The organism is Phreatobacter sp. (assembly GCF_016793595.1).
Classification (GTDB): Bacteria; Pseudomonadota; Alphaproteobacteria; order Rhizobiales; family Phreatobacteraceae; genus Phreatobacter.
Map to the genome: position 1 here is coordinate 47226 of NZ_JAEULY010000027.1, position 17221 is coordinate 64446.

At 62.1% G+C, this 17221-nt stretch carries 14 protein-coding genes and 1 pseudogene; 4 read left to right on the forward strand and 11 right to left on the reverse strand.

The genetic code is table 11. The features are described from left to right. Window positions 1-16: 16 nt before the first annotated feature. Complete coding sequence (locus tag JNK84_RS21840; RefSeq protein ID WP_293428217.1) at window positions 17-658, reverse strand: TetR/AcrR family transcriptional regulator; 642 nt, start codon at window positions 656-658, stop codon at window positions 17-19. 194 nt (window positions 659-852) lie between these two features. Here JNK84_RS21840 and JNK84_RS21845 point away from each other — a divergent pair, with 194 nt between their 5' ends. Beyond that, a complete protein-coding gene (locus JNK84_RS21845; protein ID WP_293428284.1) occupies window positions 853-2007 on the forward strand; it encodes a CaiB/BaiF CoA transferase family protein in 1155 nt (384 codons plus the stop codon). Between the two features lie 477 nt (window positions 2008-2484). Here the strand turns inward: JNK84_RS21845 and JNK84_RS21850 are convergent, their stop codons facing one another. Then, window positions 2485-4455 carry a sensor domain-containing diguanylate cyclase gene (locus tag JNK84_RS21850; protein ID WP_293428219.1) on the reverse strand — a complete coding sequence of 657 codons (1971 nt, stop codon included), beginning with the start codon at window positions 4453-4455 and terminating at the stop codon, window positions 2485-2487. A gap of 138 nt (window positions 4456-4593) precedes the next feature. Here JNK84_RS21850 and JNK84_RS21855 point away from each other — a divergent pair. After that, window positions 4594-4794: pseudogene (locus JNK84_RS21855) on the forward strand (transposase); the annotation flags it as partial. A gap of 295 nt (window positions 4795-5089) precedes the next feature. Here JNK84_RS21855 and JNK84_RS21860 read toward each other — a convergent pair. The 8 genes from JNK84_RS21860 to JNK84_RS21895 all read right to left on the reverse strand — a co-directional run bounded on the left by JNK84_RS21860 (window position 5090) and on the right by JNK84_RS21895 (window position 13579). After that, the gene (locus tag JNK84_RS21860; protein ID WP_293428221.1) at window positions 5090-6160 is read right to left on the reverse strand and encodes an ABC transporter ATP-binding protein; all 1071 of its coding nucleotides are present in this window, start codon (window positions 6158-6160) and stop codon (window positions 5090-5092) included. Between the two features lie 36 nt (window positions 6161-6196). Continuing rightward, entirely contained in the window at window positions 6197-6922 is a 726-nt protein-coding gene (locus JNK84_RS21865; protein WP_293428223.1) for a GntR family transcriptional regulator, read from the reverse strand. 34 nt (window positions 6923-6956) lie between these two features. Continuing rightward, window positions 6957-7820: a carbohydrate ABC transporter permease gene (locus JNK84_RS21870; RefSeq protein WP_293428225.1), complete on the reverse strand. Its 864-nt coding sequence runs from the start codon at window positions 7818-7820 to the stop codon at window positions 6957-6959. Between the two features lie 2 nt (window positions 7821-7822). Next, window positions 7823-8734 carry a carbohydrate ABC transporter permease gene (locus JNK84_RS21875; RefSeq protein WP_293428227.1) on the reverse strand — a complete coding sequence of 304 codons (912 nt, stop codon included), beginning with the start codon at window positions 8732-8734 and terminating at the stop codon, window positions 7823-7825. Further along, window positions 8731-9201, reverse strand: a complete 471-nt coding sequence (locus tag JNK84_RS21880) for a hypothetical protein (RefSeq protein WP_293428229.1) — start codon at window positions 9199-9201, stop codon at window positions 8731-8733. The genes JNK84_RS21875 and JNK84_RS21880 overlap by 4 nt, the downstream gene beginning before the upstream one ends. A gap of 6 nt (window positions 9202-9207) precedes the next feature. Next, window positions 9208-10818, reverse strand: coding sequence for a GMC family oxidoreductase (locus tag JNK84_RS21885; RefSeq protein WP_293428231.1), 1611 nt, complete (start codon window positions 10816-10818; stop codon window positions 9208-9210). 32 nt (window positions 10819-10850) lie between these two features. Then, window positions 10851-12074: a mandelate racemase/muconate lactonizing enzyme family protein gene (locus tag JNK84_RS21890; RefSeq protein WP_293428233.1), complete on the reverse strand. Its 1224-nt coding sequence runs from the start codon at window positions 12072-12074 to the stop codon at window positions 10851-10853. A gap of 155 nt (window positions 12075-12229) precedes the next feature. Beyond that, a complete protein-coding gene (locus tag JNK84_RS21895; protein ID WP_293428235.1) occupies window positions 12230-13579 on the reverse strand; it encodes an ABC transporter substrate-binding protein in 1350 nt (449 codons plus the stop codon). Between the two features lie 678 nt (window positions 13580-14257). Between JNK84_RS21895 and JNK84_RS21900 the strand changes: the two genes are divergently transcribed. Next, entirely contained in the window at window positions 14258-15685 is a 1428-nt protein-coding gene (locus tag JNK84_RS21900) for a tyrosine-type recombinase/integrase (RefSeq protein WP_293428237.1), read from the forward strand. On the opposite strand, the gene JNK84_RS21905 is transcribed toward JNK84_RS21900, so the two are convergent. Continuing rightward, complete coding sequence (locus JNK84_RS21905) at window positions 15651-16382, reverse strand: hypothetical protein (RefSeq protein WP_293428239.1); 732 nt, start codon at window positions 16380-16382, stop codon at window positions 15651-15653. The genes JNK84_RS21900 and JNK84_RS21905 overlap by 35 nt on opposite strands. 280 nt (window positions 16383-16662) lie before the next feature. Here JNK84_RS21905 and JNK84_RS21910 point away from each other — a divergent pair, with 280 nt between their 5' ends. Continuing rightward, window positions 16663-16950, forward strand: a complete 288-nt coding sequence (locus tag JNK84_RS21910) for a hypothetical protein (protein ID WP_293428241.1) — start codon at window positions 16663-16665, stop codon at window positions 16948-16950. The last annotated feature ends 271 nt before the right edge of the window (window positions 16951-17221 follow it).

Here is a 17221-nt window from a genome sequence, read left to right on the forward strand (position 1 = left end):
GCGCTCGGCGCCCGGTCTACTTGTTGAGTCGGGCCTGCAGAACCTTGCCTGGACGCGCTTCGAAGCCGCGGGTTGCGATTTCGATCACCGCCTCGGCGACGTCCTCGGCGCCCCAAGCCCCGTCGGGCGAATACCACTTGGTCACCCAATGGACGGCTCCCAGCAGCGTGAACATCGCGATCTTCACGTTCACCTGGACGATGCTGCCGTCGGCGATACCCTCCTCGACCAGGCGTCGCATGCGCCTTTCGAAATCGTCGCGCCTCTGCATGATGTCCTTGGCTTGCTGGCCGCTGAGCGCGTTCTCCTCGATGATGAGGACCGGCACGCCCATCGCATCGATCATCTCGCGCATGTATCGCGCCATGCCGATGCGGATCTTTTCCAGTCCGGTCCGGCCCTCCGCCTCGCCACGGTCCATCGCCTCCCGGGCGATATCCATGGCTTCCTCGTGGCACGCGTAGAGCAGGTCCTGCTTGCTGGGAACGTAACGGTACAGCGCGGCCTTCGTGACACCGAGGCGTTCGGCGACATCGTCGAGCGACGTGCCATGCACGCCGCGCCGACTGAAAACGCGCGCGGCCTCGCGAATGATGGCCTTCCGCTTCGTTTCCAGCTGCTCTTCCCGGTTCGGAAGGGCATTGGCCCATCGCGACATCGATCAGTCCTCCGCGGCGCATTCTTGCCTTCGCAAGAGTGGACCTGCCTGTCCCATGACCGTAGCATTACCAAAGTGACCGTCAAGTTACCTCAATGACCGTCTGGTGATTTTCTCGACATGAGGGCATCGGTCGAAGGGAATAGGGTGATCAAGAAGCGCCCCACCCGGAGCGGGGCAAAACGGACGGGGAGATCGTCGTGAAAGGTCGTGGACCGCTTGCCGGCGTGAGGGTCGTGGAACTTGCAGGGCTTGGGCCGGCACCCTTCTGCGGCATGATGCTTGCCGACATGGGCGCTGAGATCATCAGGGTCGACAGAACGGGCCCACCCGCCTGGGGGATTGGCGATATTCTCGGGCGAGGGCGTCGCTCGATCGCAGTGGATCTGAAGAAACCGGGGGCCTCCGACATTGTCCTGCGGTTGGTCGCGGGCGCCGATGCGCTCATCGAGGGCTATCGGCCGGGCGTCATGGAGAGGCTGGGTCTTGGACCGGAGCAGTGCCTCGCCGCGAATTCGCGGCTGGTCTACGGCCGCATGACTGGATGGGGTCAGGAAGGACCGCTTGCTTCCGCTCCCGGTCACGACCTCAACTACCTCGCCCTGTCAGGAATGCTCTGGCCCATCGGCTCAGCGGATCGCCCTCCCCCACCTCCGTTGAATCTCATCGGCGACTTCGGCGGCGGCGGAATGATGCTGGCTCTGGGGCTCCTCGCTGGCATCATTCACGCCCGCGCGACCGGCAAGGGTCAGGTGGTCGATGCCGCCATGGTTGATGGCGCCGCCGTGCTTGGAACCATGGTCTTCGGCCTTCTGGCGGCGGGCAGCTGGAACATCCAGCGCGAGGCGAACTGGCTCGATGGCGCTGCGCCCTTCTACGGCGTGTACGAATGTTCCGATGGCAAGTACGTGTCCATCGGATCCATGGAGCCGCAGTTCTATGCCGCCCTCCTGGCCAATCTCGACCTGACAGAGGAGCGGTTCCGCGACCAATGGGACCAATCCATGTGGCCGGATTTGAAAGCCATCCTGGTCAACAGGTTTCGGTCGAAACCGCGGGACGAATGGGCGGCCCTGCTCGAAGGCAGTGACGTCTGCTTCGCGCCTGTTCTCGATCCGCTTGAGGCCATGCAGCATCGGCACAACCTTGCCCGCGGCGCGTTTGTGAGGTCGGACGACGGTCACCTGCCAAGACCGGCCCCACGGTTCTCTGAAACACCGACCGCGATCCCTCGCCGTGCAAGCGCAATCGGCGACGATACCGTCGCGATCCTGCAACAAGCCGGACTGTCCGGCGAGGCGATCAGAGCTGCGTTTGACGCCGGCATCGTTGGTGGGCGCGCACCTTGACCGCGAAGTCGAGCGGCTGACGTTCGTCATTGCCCATCGGTGACCTGAGACCCTGACGCTCCTGCGGATTTGGGGACAACTCGTCGGCCATAGAGACGTACGTTGCGACCCTCGGGGTTCACGGAAGAGCAGATACTCGGGGTGCTGAAGGAGCAACGGGCCGGCGCGAAGGCGTTGGACGTCTGCGGCAACAACACTCTGTTCTCGACGCTCGCCGAAGCCCCGTCGAAGAGGCACAACAACCATCATCGACCGCGTTCGACGCTCGGCAACACGCCGCCGGCCGAGTTCGCAATGAAAGCCTCGTCGGAAAAACGGACCGCCTCAGGCCGGCAGCGAAACCCTGGGCTCTCCCTCGGGCCGGAGGCGAAACGGGCTTCAGGTCGCCACCAGAGCATCCCTCCGGAGGGTTTCGGGCATCATGCTAAGGCTCACGTACCGCCCTTCGATCTACGCAGCACTTGTGGCGAATTGGCTCTAACGGAGCTGGGGCGGTTCAGTCACGTTCGCCAGTTCAACTGATGGAATCGCAAGCGACGGCTGTAGCGTGGGCGATTGCATTAGCTCGCGATCGTCGAGGGCCCTGTTCCTGCCAGCCTCTTTGGCTCGGTAGAGAGCTTGATCGGATTGCCGGATGACATCCTTCAAGGTCCTGAGCTTGGTCGTGACGCTGGCCGTCGCGACTCCCAGACTGACAGTAACGACTCCGGCCGCCGAATTGCCCACGTGTGGAATTCCCAACTCTTCGACAGCGGCCCGAATGCGCTGAGCCACAACCATGGCGCCGTCCGCATCCGTGTCAGCAAGCAGCAACGCAAACTCCTCACCGCCGTATCGAGCAGCGAGATCGCCCGGTCGGGTTGAGTGGCTCTGGATGACAGCCGCGATCTGTTGGAGGCAGTTGTCGCCCGCGAGATGACCATAGGTGTCGTTGAACGCCTTGAAGTGGTCCGCATCGATCAGAACAAGGCTGACGGGATTTGCCGTCTGCCGCGCGAGCGCAAGCTCACGCTCGGCGCGATCGTCAAGAAACCGCCGATTGGCGAGCCCCGTGAGGCTGTCCAGGGTTGCCAACCGGGAGAGATGCCCTTCCAGCTGCTTGTGCTCGGTGACATCACGGGAGATTGCGACGACACCATTGACCCGACCGGTTTGCGGGTCGCGCGTGACTGAAAGCGAGGATTCCAGCCAGACCGTACCCGTTGTGCGATGCCGGGTGCGATAGGCAATCATAGCTTCGGACTTTGAGCCTCGCTTGAGGTCGGCCACGACGCTCTCCACCGTGGAGCGATCTTCTGGACTGAGCCCTGCAAGCGCCTGCCCCCCGACGAGTTCTTCCGAAGACCAACCAAGAATCCGCTGGGACGACGGCGACACGTAAGTCAACGTTCCGTCGAAGGCGATCCTTGAGACCATGTCGTTCGAGGCTTCTGCCAAAAGCCGGAACTCGGCTTCACGAGACGACACGGTACGCAAGAGCCGCTGGCGTGATGCAAGTTCGCGCAGCATCAAAAGGCCGAGGACGCCCATCACCAGTGTCAGCCCGATCACCATGCTCATGCGCCAATAGGCCTCGGTGCGCCAAGGTGCCAGAACTTCGTCTCGCCCGCGCGCGACCAGCATCATCAAGGGGAGCTTCTGGCTGCGGTGATAGGCGCTGATGCGCGCCACGCCGTCCAGAACGCTGAGAAAGTGCACAGTTCCGGATTGTTCATTCGTGGCGTGCCGGTAGAACGACGAGCCAGAAAAATTCCTGCCGACGACCTGATCGTCGAACGGATATCGCGCAAGCAATGTGCCGTCGGTCCTGAGCAATGCCAGTGACCCCTCCCGCCCGACTTCAAACTGGCTGAAGTTGCGAACGAAGTAGCCGACATCGAGGGACGCGAGCACGACGCCGGCAAACTCTCCATTGGGTCCGTTCAGGCGCCGGGTGATCGTGACAATCCACTGGCCGCCGGACCTGCTACGAACCGGCTGGCCGATTAACGGCCCTCGGTCGCCGGACTCACGGTGTTGCCTGAAATAGTTGCGGTCCGAGTTGTTGTGCCCGCGAATGTTCTCGGTTTCTGAAGTAGCAATCCAGGAGCCGTCCGCGGCATAGACGAAAAGGCCTCTGAGGCGCGGAAGTGTTGCCTTCCGCAGATGGAGCAGGTCTTGGAGATGCTTGATCGCGTTAGGGCGGTCGCGGAAATTCTCAAGCCAGTGCACGATACCGATGAGGGCATTGTCGACCAATTCGACACTGTCCTCCGCCTGCTGGATGAGTGAGCGGGCAAGGTTGCCAGCCTCGAGCTCGGCGGCCCGGATGTCCGAATCCCGCAACTGGGTTTCGCGATACCAGCCAAGCCCGATAATGGAGGCGCAGAGGACAATCAGCAGGAGCCCTGCTGCAGGTCCGGTGGATTTGAGCCAACCTGCGCCAGCCTTGTTTTTCTGGTCGAGCATTTGGTTTCCTCTGTGGGAAACCCTTCGCTCAAATGTGTTAATTTTCGTTATCGTTTCAGCGCTGGGAGCCAGGCTCTGAACTCGCAAAATTTGCGGGCGTTGGGGTTGGCTGATTCAAGGTCTCGTCTGAAGCCTCGAATGGCACGCTACGATCTGAGCGAGACGGTGTGGCGGCTGATCGAGCCGCTGCTGCCGAACAAGCCGCGCGGTGTTGCCCGGGTGGACGACCAACGGGTGATCAACGGCATCTTCTACGTGCTGAGGATGGGCTCACCGTGGCACAACCTGCCGGATCGGGATGGTTCGCACACGACGGTCTACAATCGCGTCAACCGTTGGGCGACCCGGATCAACTCCCCCGTGCCTCGGTTGTCTTCATGGTCCCCCGCATTGGCAGGGTCGGTGGCCGCGCCGTTCACGGCCTCCGGCCGTCGGATCGGTGCCGAGTTGGTCGGCCAAGGCTTCGATCACCTCGCCGGCGACCAAGTCAGACGCCAGATGCTCGATGATATCAGGCTTCTCGGTCAGGGCGGTGATGACTGACCTGAAACCGGATCAGAGCCGCGGGCAAGGTCCAATGAACTGATGTCAAAGGGGCTGCCCGAAGCCTTGCATCCCGCCACACGCGGCCGCGTCAAGCGGCTTCGGTCACCGCGACTTCGGGCGCAGGGGCTGAGTCGAACATGTGAACCAGGTCAGGCGGCACGGTCAGGCGGATCGAATCGCCCGGCTTCACGTCCGTCCGACCCCGGACCAGAATGCGAATGAGACGACCGCCCAGTTTCGCAGTGATCTGCGTCTCGGAGCCGGTCGGCTCGACAATCGAGACCGTCGCAGGCCAACCGTCAGATGACAGAACGAAGTGCTCGGGCCTGACGCCAACGGTGAGGCGGGAGCGCCCCTGCTGGTCCGGTATGGGAAGCTGCAGCTTCGTTCCGTCCTTGAGCTGGAATACAGTGCGATCGATCATCGCGCCGTCGAGGAAGTTCATCGGAGGTGACCCGATGAACGCTGCGACGAATGCTGTTTTCGGTCGATCGTAAAGCTCCAGCGGCGGCCCCTCCTGTTCGACCACGCCACCGTTCATCACGACGACCCGGTCGGCCAGCGTCATCGCCTCGACCTGGTCGTGGGTGACATAGATCGTCGTGGTACCCAGGCGCTGATGCAATTCCTTGATCTCGGATCGCATCTGAACACGAAGCTTGGCGTCCAGATTGGAAAGCGGTTCATCGAAGAGGAAGACGTTCGGATCGCGGACGATGGCACGCCCCATTGCCACACGCTGCCGCTGACCGCCCGAGAGGGCTCGCGGCTTGCGATCCAGCAGAGCATCGAGACCGAGGATCCGGCCCGCATTGACGACACGCGCTTCGATCTCGGCGCGCGGCACGCCCCGCTGCTTCAATGCGAAGCCCATATTGTCGCGCACGTTCATATGGGGATAGAGCGCATAGTTCTGAAACACCATCGCGATGTCCCTATCCTTCGGCGCGACATCGTTGACAACGCGGTCGCCGATCTTGATCTCGCCGCTCGTAACATCCTCGAGCCCTGCGATCATGCGCAGAAGTGTCGACTTACCGCAGCCCGAAGGGCCGACCAGGGCAACAAACTCGCCATCCTCGATGTGCATGGAAACGCCGTGAAGCACCTCAACATTGCCATAGGATTTGCGGACGTTGATCAGGTCCACTGTGCTCATTGCGGACGACTCCAGAATGTAAATGTTTGTTTCGAGTTACGCGGGTGATCGATCACGGGCCTTGCGGGGCGCGGTTTTGACCGGCGGGAGCTGTTCCTCACTCGCCTTCGCCTTGTTCAGTTCTCCGATCAGGAACAGCCCGCCGTTGCGTTCATGAAGCTCGGCGGTAGCCGCCGCTGCGCGAAAGTCTCCCTCGCACAAGTGCTTCACCAGCTTCCGGTGTTCGCGGACCTGCTCTCGCAGGCGCTCCGCCTTCGGGACGATTCCGTGGCGCAGGTAGGATGTCAGGCCCAAGACACTCTCCATGATGCGGGCGCACCATGGGGAAAACGGGCCATTGGAGAGGAGCCGGTGAAACTCGTCATTCAGCGCGGACATTCCCTGCAGATCGTCCCGCCGCACCGCTTCGCTCATCGCCTGAACATTGTCCTTGAGCTTCTGCAGCATCGCCTCGTCGAAGTGAGGACCGTTGAGCTCGATCGCCAGCCCGCTGATCAGACCGCGTATAGAAGCGATCTCGAGAACCTGCTCAACGCTGATGTCCCGCACGACCGCACCAACATGAGACGTCATGTCGAGCCAGCCTTCCGAGTGAAGCGCGGTCATCGCCTCCCTGATCGGCGTCTCGCTAATTCCAAGCCTTCGGGACACTTCGCCTAGCTTGACGCGACTGCCTGGCCGCAGCTCGCCCGACAGGATCATCTGCTTGATCTGCTGGTGCGCGAGGCCTGACTTGGTCATGTAGGCGGTGGGCGGGCTCATGGGTTCAATCCGGGTTAGTCCATCGTAATTTCGTCTATCCCTTCGTAGCGCCGTCCGCGAGGCCCTGGATCAGCCACTTTTGAACCAGCAGGGCAAAGACGACGACAGGAATTACCGTGATCGTGCCGACGGCTGTCAGGGCAGCCCAGTTCGCACCGTTGACGGTATCGCCCGCGATGCCGGCAATGGCGACTGGCATCGTCGAAGCAAAACGATTGGTGAGCACGAGCGCGAAGAGAAGTTCTTCCCACGCCAGGATCATGCTGAAGATCAGCGTGGACAGAAGGCCCGGCATCGAGATCGGCACGATGATCTTGAAGAACGCGCCATAGCGGGAACAGCCATCGATCATGGCCGATTCTTCCAGTTCGCGGGGAAGCGATACGAAGAAGCTGCGCATGAGCCACATCACATAGGGGATGAGAAACGTGCAATACGCAAGGATGAGCGTGATATGCTGGTCAGCCAGCCCCATCTTGCGCGCAACGAGGAACATCGGGACTGCGAGCGCAATGGGCGGAACGCCGCGCGAAAGCAGGATCAGCAGCCCGAATGTGTGCGCACCCCGCATCTTGATGCGGGCAAGCGCATAGCCTGACATCGCGCCGACAATGATCGAGAGAACGCCCGCTCCGACAGCGACGATGACGGTATTGATCAGTCGCCTGACAATATCGGCCCGTTGCAAGTACTCGACATAGGTCGAGATCGTGGGGGTGAAGAACAGCCTCGGTGGCGTGGTAAAGATGTCGACCTGCTGCTTGAACGATGTCAACACCATCCAGAATATCGGAAAGAGAAAGAGCAGACTGACGAACACGCCGGCGGCGATGCGGACGTAATGCCCGTTGATCTTGCGACGCGCAGGATGTTGTGGCTGGACGACGACTTCAGTCATTGTCAAAACAGTTCCTCCAGCTTGCGGCTGCCGCGCAGAAACAGCCCAGTCAGGATCATCGTCAACACCAGGACGATCATGACCATTGCTGCGGATTCAGCGAAGTGAAACGAGCGGAATGCTTCTTCATAGATGAAGAGGTTGATGACACTGGTTGCTTTCCCAGGGCCGCCAAAAGTTGAGGCTAGAACGATATCGAACAGTTTGACTGCGCCCAGCCAGCGGATCACGAAGGTGGCGGCGATGATCGGTACCAGGAGCGGCAGCGCCACGGACCAGAGCGTCGCCCACCAGTTCGCGCCATCGATCTTGGCCGCCTCGAACACGTCGCGCGGCAAGGCGAGCAGCGCCGCTGTCGCAATCAGCACGATGAAGGGTGTCCAGCGCCAGGTATCGATGATGATGATCGTGGCCATCGCCAGTCGCGGGTCACCGAACCAGTCGAACGGACCGATGCCGACGAGGCCGAGAAGGAAATTCATCGAGCCCCAGAGCGGATCGAGGATCATGCGCCAGATTCCACCCGCAACCACGGGGGCCACGACCATGGGAATGATGAAGAGCGCGCGCAGCAGGCCACGGCCGCCCCACTCGGCGTTGATGAGAAAGGCGATACCGAAACCGAGCGCGACCTGTAGCGGCAAGGCAATGGCCAGATAGATCAGCGTGACGCGCAGCGACTCCCAGAATCGGTAGTCGTTGATGACGGTTTCGTAGTTCTCCCAGCCAACCCACTCGCCCGCGCCGAAGATCGACATGTCGAAATAGGAGAAGCTGATCTGGAGCGTGTAGAACAGGGGGTAGGCGAGGACGGCCGCGAGCAAGACGATCGTCGGCAGCATGAACGACCAGCGGACGAGGAGATCCTTCCACTTGCCATGGCTGCGTCGCTTCACCAAAGCGGCATCCGTCATGGCGCCCTCCCCTCATCAGCGTCCCGGTAGATTTTTCCGCGCGCCCGGACAGGATCGAGGAGCGACCAGTCGCCCTCCTCGATCTCATAGCCTTTGGGAAACGGCGGTCGCGGCTCCATCCCGATGACCCGCAGGACCCGGTCATCGCGGTAGTAACACTGCGCGATTGCCAGCTCGAGAACCCCTGCAAGTGCCGGGCTTTCGGACCGGAACGTCGCAAGAAACGACCCGGGACCGGCGCTTCGCAGGGCATCCAGATTGCCGCCGGCGGCGGAATGGAGCGCATCCAGGATGCCGATCAGGACCGCTGTGTCGCGTCCTGTGGAAGCCAGGATATCGCTGACGATGGCGGCATCATTGGCACCCGGCAAGCCGGATTCCTCACATGGCGGGATCATCGCCCCGGCGATGGCGCGCAATGTCTCCTGCTGAACATCGCTGAAGGCGCTGGCAGATAGCTTGGTCATGACCACTCAATCGAACAGGTTATGAATTCGCGCCTTGATCTGGTCGGCGACATAGAGGGCAATCGCCTGGATGGTCGAGGTCGGATTGACGCCTCCGGCAGTCACGAAAACGCTGCCGTCCACGATGAACAGGTTGCGAACGTCGTGGCTGCGCCCCCAGTCATTGACGACCGACCGTTTTGGATCGAGCCCCATCCGTGCCGTGCCGAGCAGATGCCATCCCGCTGACGGCATCGGCGACTTTGCGGTGATCGCGCGCGCTCCCGCCGTCTTCAGGATTTCGGTCGCGCGGGCGATCGAGTGATCCAGCATCTTCTGAGAGTTTTCCCCGAGCCGATACGTGATCTTCGGCGCGGGAATGCCGTCTGAATCGGTCAGTTGGGGGTCGAGTGTGACCCGGTTGATCTCCTCGGGGAGATCCTCGCAGATCGACACCATACCGGCGCTGCGCTCGAAGAGGCGTCGAAACCCGGCGTGATGTCCCTCGCCCCACGGAATCAACCCGTCCGCCATCCCGGCGGTCGCGGTCGAAACGGGACCGAGCCCGCGCGAGAACTGGTAGCAATAGCCCCGCACGAAGCCGCGCGACGCATCGGTCTCGTAGAACTCCATGCTCCACGCACCAATTCTCGGGCCCCGATAGGCATCGAGCTTATCGTCGAAATAGCCCCTGATCTGGCCATAGGGGTGGAACATCAGGTTCTTGCCGACGAGCCCGCTCGAGTTAGCCAACCCCTCCGGAAACTGTTCCGAAGCCGAGTTCAGCAGCAGCCGTGGCGTGCCCACGCCATTGCAGGCGACGATGACGATTGCCGCGGGCTGAAAGCGCTCGATACCGTCCGGATCGACGTAATGGGCGCCCGTTGCCATTCGGTCGGCATCGGTCTCGATCCGCCGCACGCGACACCGCGTCCGCAGCTCGACGCGCGCGCGAATGGCCTTCGGCCAGTACGAACCGTCGGTGCTGGATTTGGCACCCTGCGCACAGCCATGGAGGCAGTGCCCCAGATTGATGCACGGAGCACGATCATCATAGGTCTGGGTGTTGATGGCCGCATCGGATGGCCACCAGTGCCAGCCCAGCTGGTTCATCGCCCCGCCAAGCACAGCGCCGGTACGCCCCAGCGGCAAGGGCGGCATCTGCGCCGATTTGGGCGGGTAGGCCGGATCTCCCTCAAGCCCGGCAACACCCGTCATCTCGTCATTCTGGGCGTAGTAGGGCTCCAGGGTCTCGTAGCTGATCGGCCAGTCGTCGGCGACGCCATCGAGAGAGCGCACGCGGAAATCAGAAGGATGAAGGCGGGGAAAATGCCCGGCATAGAGTATCGTGCCACCCCCGACGCCATTGAAATTGGCGACCTTGATAGGGCTGTCGTCCTCGTTGATCGGATAGTCCTCCGGCAGCCCGCGACGGTTGGGGCTGACGGAAAAGTCGCCAAATTGCCGGGCCTCCCAGTCGCGGCCCGTGGTCGGGAATTCCGTCGGCTTGACCCAATCACCCTGCTCGAGACACAGAATTCTCATCCTCGTGTCGGCAAGGCTCCAGGCAACGGCGGCGCCAGAAGCACCGCCGCCGATGATCAGAACGTCCACGGGATCGTTGACTGCGCCCGTCATTGCACTGAGGTTCCTTTCGCCTCTTTACCGACTCAGGAGCCCAGTCGCGCGACGGCGATCTGCTGGACAAAGCCTGCGTTCACGGGCGGATGGGCAAGCAGCGCCTCCTCGATCGGCTCGGTGCCCCAACCCGGACGATCCGGAATGATGAGGTGACCGTCGACGAACTCGGGGACATGCGTGAACAGTTCGTGATCCCATGCGACCCGGTCAATGTCCGTTTCCATGATCCGCAGATTGGGAACGGCCGCGCAGAAATGCGCATTCATCATCGTGCAGAGATGACCGTAGAAGTTGTGGCAAGCCACATTGGTTTCATACGCCTCTGCCGCCGCAGCGATCTTCATCGACTGCCACACGCCATTCCAGGGCGTATCGACGATGGCGACATCAACCGACTGCGCACGGAAGTAGGGCAGGAACTGCTGCAGGCCGATCAGGGTCTCGCAGGATGCGATCGGATGAGCGCTCTTCGAGCGGATCAGCGCAAGCGCCTCGGGATCGAGCGTGTCAAGTTCGACCCAGAAAATGTCGAGATCGTTGATCTCACGCAGGATCTCGATATAGCCCTCGGTCCGCGCGTTGAAGTTCAGATCGAGCAGGATGTCGATGTCCGGCCCGGCCTCCTCGCGGATCACCTCCAGGTGGCGCCGCAAGTTCTTGCGCAGCCGCCGCTCGACATTCCGCCCGCCCTCGAAGGGCCGGCCGAAACCCGGGGCCCAGCCGGAGATCCGATCGTTCTCGTCGTAGTTGAAGATATTCGTCTTGAGGCCGGTGAAGCCCCGCTCGCCAACCTCACGGGAAATCTGGCGAACGCCCTCGATGTCGAAGATCGGCGGCGAGAAGTGCTCGGTGCGTGCGCGGTACGAGACGAAGTGAGACCAGTAGACCCGCACCTTGTCGCGAACCTTGCCACCAAGCAGGGTGTAGCAGGGAACGCCGAGCGCTTTCGCCTTGATGTCCAGCAAGGCGTTCTCGATGGCGCCGAGCGCCTGCCCGACAACACCGCCCGAACCGGGTCGGGTGACATTGCGCAGATCCTCACGGATCAGCTCGTGATGCATCGCATCCTGGCCAATCAGCCGGTGCTTGAGCTGATTGATCGCAGCTTCCACACCCGGCGACCCGAAATTCTGGTCGAACTCGCTCCAGCCGACGATCCCGTCTTGGGTGGTGATCTTCAGGAAGAAGTAATTCCGCCAGGAATTGCTGCAGGAAAGGGTCTTGACCTCTTTGATGAGGGCCTTTGTCGTCATGACATTCTCAATCTTGGTTTGAGACTGATGGAGCTGCAGCCGGGGCAAGCAGTGAGGTGACGGAATGCACGGCCCGCCCGCCGGGTGGCGGGCGCGCCAGAGCTGTAAAGGTCGCCAATGGACTCCGCTTGCCCACGAGCGAGGCCTTGCAAGGGCTACCGGAGAATGCGGCTGATGCGCCGCGCGGCTACATCGAGTGCCGCCTTGGGAGTGACCTGCCCGGCCAGAGCCCGCGCGATTTCATCGGCGAGAATCTGCTGCGTCGCGTCGGAGCGCGGGCTCCTGATCCGCCACATCTTGCCTTTCGCAGCCACGTCATAGGCCTGCTGAAGCGCGATATAGACGGGCTTCATCCAGTCCTCGCTCGGGGCGGTCAACGTCGACTTGCGTGCCGGGAACGAACCTGCCAGCGCGGCATTGACGGCCTCTCCCTTCTTGGAGGTCAGCCACTCCAGGAACGCCCAGGATGCCTTCATCTTCTTGGTCTTGGCGCCAATGCCCGCAGTCCAGATGCCGCGATGCGTGCCCGGACCCGCGGTGCCGACGGGCATCACCTGCATCCCGAGCTCCTTCAGGGTCAGGACCGATGCCCTCGTATCGATACCCGACGCCTTGTACACGCTGCCCCACATGAACATCGTGGCAACGGCGCCCTGACGGAATGTCTGAAGCGACTCCTGGAGGCCGTGCCCGAGGGAACCGGGCGGGGCGTAGTCCAGCAGCTTCCGGTGCATTTCGAGAGCAGCCACGCCGATCTCGTTGTTGAAGATGGGCGCGCCCTTGTCGTCCAGCAGCGCACCGCCGTTGGAGTTCATGATGGCTTGCCAGATCGTCGGGGTGAGCTGATCGCGGACGAAGAACGTATCGACAGCCCATGCATCGGTGGTGCCGTCGCCGTTCATGTCCTGAACCAGCTTGGGGGCCTGTTCGAAATACTGCTTCCAGGTCAGCTGCGGCGTCGGCTCGGGCAGACCCGCCTTCTGATAGTGCGCCCGATTGTAGAACATCATCAGCATGTTCGAGCGGACCGGGATGCTGTACTGCTTGCCGCCCCACTCGCCCGATGCCAGCGGCGCAGGATTGAAATCAGCCCATTCGTAGTCCGCTGCGGTGATCGGCGCGACCTTCGGCCCCTTCAGATCAACCAGGGCGCCCAGCTGCGCCAGCTGCGGCGTCCAGGGATCGTCGATCACCAGAACGTCGTATTCGGGGTTGGTGCTGGTCGCTTCGAGCATCAGCTTCGCGAGATGCTCGTTATAGGGCACGCCGTCGATGGTGACGCGGATGTGGGGGTAGATCTTGTTGAACTCGGGCACGAGCACGGTTTGCCATGTGTGCGAGAAGGCGGCGTTGGCAATGACACGAAGCTCGACAGGCGCCCCGCTCGTCCCCAGCTCGTTGTCCGCCTGAGCCCCATCAACGGTCAGTGCCATCGCCGTCAAGGCGGTGGCGGCTCCACCCAACACCGAACGCCGGGACGGGCCAACCCTCATCTTGCCATTCATAACCAAGCTTCCTCCGTACGAGACTTCTAGGATCTTCGATTTTTCTGTATTTGATGTTATATATGATATTTGGTCAAGGGGGCCTAACGGATGAGGCTGCCCGGTGGGGTTCACGCAGCGGGTCGTCGCGGTAAGCCAAAATGGCATTATGATACCGCGACCACTCGACCCGAGAGGTGCTGGACGTGCAACCGCGTGAGCGCAGCGCTGCGTTGATGGAAAGGCCCGGGCGCTCCAGGTCCATACGCGACGCGATCCGCGATGTCGGTTTGCCGCTGGACTGACAGCCGCACGGGCGGCGGAAGGCGGCCGGCCGCCTTCCGCCGAGCACAGCTCACGAGATCATGTCGCCCCTCGGACACAAGAGCCCTGCAGCAGCCGAGCGATACACGCTCGAGGCTGATCAAGCCCGATTTGCAAGCGCCGCGATCCACAAGCTGGAAGAACCAGCGCGAGCAAGAACTCCCCAACCAAGCGCCGCGAGGTTAGGAAAGCCGCGAAAGCGAAGGGAGGATGAATATGCAGGGAAAGTGGATGGCGCTCCCTACGGGAGGGCACGCCAAGTGGCATCTAAGTTCTTAATATGCTTGAATCGTTGATGTTTTCAAGCTTGCGCGGGGGATAACTCTGGGGGATAGATGGGGGATTGCAGCCCCTTTTCGCAGTGCAGGCAGGCCCATGGCATCGAAGGCAAAACCCCGCATCGGCTCCCACCTCGAATGGCACGGAAACAAGCTCCGCGTCGTGGTCATGGTGCCCCCTTCCCTGCAGGAGCGTGTGGGCTCCACGAAGCTCCGCGAGGCGCTCGGCACTGGCGACCCCAAGGTGGCCGAGGCCCTCAAGCATGGCGTCATCCAGCGCCTCAAGGACCGCATTCAGGCGGCGCACAGGGGCACCCTGCCCTCACCCATCACCAAGCAGGCAATGCAGTGGCGTGAGGCCATCGCGCTGAACCCCGGCACCGGGGAGCCGCAAGAGGTTACAGCGCTGGACGTGCTCATTGAGGACGTGTTGCCGGGGATCATCGCGAAGCATGGCGAGGACCAAGCGGAACATATGCTGGCCATCGTGGAGGGCCGGCTGACGCCTCTGTCGCTTTATGTCGATGAGATGGCGGCGACCCGAAAGTACCCTGCCCGCACCGAGGCCAAGCTACGGCACGCCATGAAGCTCCTGACGGAGTGGTGCGAGCAAAAGGGTTTGGCGGCTGCCGTCGAAACGTTCGACCGGAAGACCACCTACGCCTACTTCCAAGAGGTGTTCGTGCAGGCCGGGAAGAACCCCGAGACCGCGAACGACCAGTTGAAGTGGTACGGCCGGTTCTGGAAATGGATGGTCGAGGCTGGTCACCTTGCCGAGGGTGCCGCGAACCCGTGGCAGGGTCGGCGCATGAAGTCCGACAGGAAGAAGCGTGAGGCACAGGGACAGGCCAAGAGGCCCTTCACGGACGATGAGGTCTTCATCCTACTGCGGGACATCAAGGACCAGCCCATACCGGACTTCGCTAGGGTCGCTGCCCTGTCGGGGATGCGCCCAACCGAGATTGCCAGTCTGACGGTTGCGGACAGCAAGGGCGGCATGTTCACCGTACGTGACGGCAAGACCGTCAGCGCCATCCGACGCGTTCCAATCCACCCGGCAATCGCCACCATCGTAAAGGAGCGGATGGCTGGCGCTGGCGATGATGAGCCGCTTTTCCGTGATCTCCCCGGGAAAGCCTCCGACACCCGTGGGCCTTACGCTGCCCTGTCCCAACGGTTCACGCGTCGCAGGCGCGAGTTGAAAATCGGAGAGACCATCACCAACAGCAAGCAGGAGACGGTGGACTTCTACTCGTTCCGGCGATGGTTCATGAAGAAGGCTGGCGATGTGCTCGCCCAAGGCGGTGCGGGCTTCACGCCATGGACCATCGCGGAGGTCGTCGGTCACAGTAAGGAGAGCGGCGAGCTTCCGCTGGGACTGACCATGGGGCGCTACCCCGGGCCGGCATCGGACGCGGCGAAGATGGCCTGTATCGAAGCTGTGATGCTTCCGACCAAGCTCTCTAAGCCGCGCCCGGAGGCCGAAGCCGTTACCGGCGAGACACCTTCACCAGTCCAAGGCTGACCGCCTGCCGCCATCCGACCTGCCCCTGACCGGGCACGTTCAGGTAGATGCGACCCTCCTGCGTCCTGTGCGCCGTGATGCCGCTGCCGAAGTCGGCCTCAAGGATGGCATGGGGGTCGTGCTGGTCCATCGTGGCCATGTACTCCCGAGCCAGAGCGCCATATCCCTCCGTGCTGCGGAGCATGGCTTGCGTGCGGATTGCCTCGCGCATGGTGTTGGGCTGATGCTTCCATGCCCAGTCCGTGAAGTCTGCGAAGTCGCTGACACCGGCCTGCCGCGCCACCTTATCGGCCTGCTGCACGAATGCAGCCTGCACCTTCGCCATGTGGGCCTTCGCTTCCCCGGGCTCGATGCCGGCTTCCGACGCCAGAGCGGTCAGCGTCTGGATGCTCACCTCGGCATGGGCGTCGAGGAAGGCGTCGATGCCGCCATCAAAAGTGCGGACCTCCGCATCTTTCGAGAGCTTGGCGACGCGCATGTAGGCCGCTGCCTGTCGGTAGCTGACCATGGTGCGAGCGTTGATCCACGCCTTGAACTCCCCGTGGGCGCACTGCTGCTTGGCCACGAGGAGCGCCTCGCCCGCCCTCTTGGCTTCCATGAGCATGCCCCGGCCGTGCATCCGCACCTGCCGGTGGGCGTCGTTGATTTCCCGAGCGAGGTTCGGGAGGTCACTGGTGGTGATGACGGCTGAGAGCATGAGACGACTCCACGGAATGGAAGGCACGCGAAGGCCACCCACCTGCCGAAGGCGCGGCAGTGGGAAGCGGTCAGGTTTGGCGATGGTGAGGTAGAGAGACGGCCTAGGACGGCCGATGGCGACAATAGGCGCGGCAAGGCCAGCGGCGCGCTGCATTAGCTTGAGTGAGGGGTATCACAACAAGAGGCGTCGAAAGACACCTGTGAACGGCCGCAACTGCCAGACAGCAGACCGTGAAAAAGCGGGCTACGTTCTCGCCTCGCCATATGGATCAATGCGAATGAAACTGCTCCACACGATTGTCGCCACCGCTGGGCTGGCTGTGTTCACATCGTCGGCGCTCGCCTACTGTTCGGAACCGTCATCCCCATCATGCATCATCGGCTTCGGCCGCTTCGCTGATGAGATGCAGTTCCGGGCCTGCCGAATGGATATGGAGCGCTACAAGAGCGATCTGGATGAGTACCGCGAATGCCTCATTCGGGACGCCCGCAGGAAAGTTGAAAGCGCGACCGATGAGTTCAATGAAGCGGTGCGCAGATTCAACGACAGGGCCAACACGCCATAGTGGAGCCAGTCGCGCAGCGGGGAAATCCGACATCGCTCCCATGCAGACAGCGCGGCCTTCCCCACGTTGGCTCATTTGTGCTCAAGCTGGTCAGCGTGGCGAACCGCCGTCACCGACGACCAGCAGACATGGAATGTGAAATGAACAGACTCGCGCTCGCTGCGACCTTGCCCGCCGCGCTCCTCTTATCGGGTTGCTCAATGACCTTGCCAGTGCGCGGTAATGTCATCGCAACGGGAGAGACCTTTCTGGGCACCGCGACTGGCTTCCT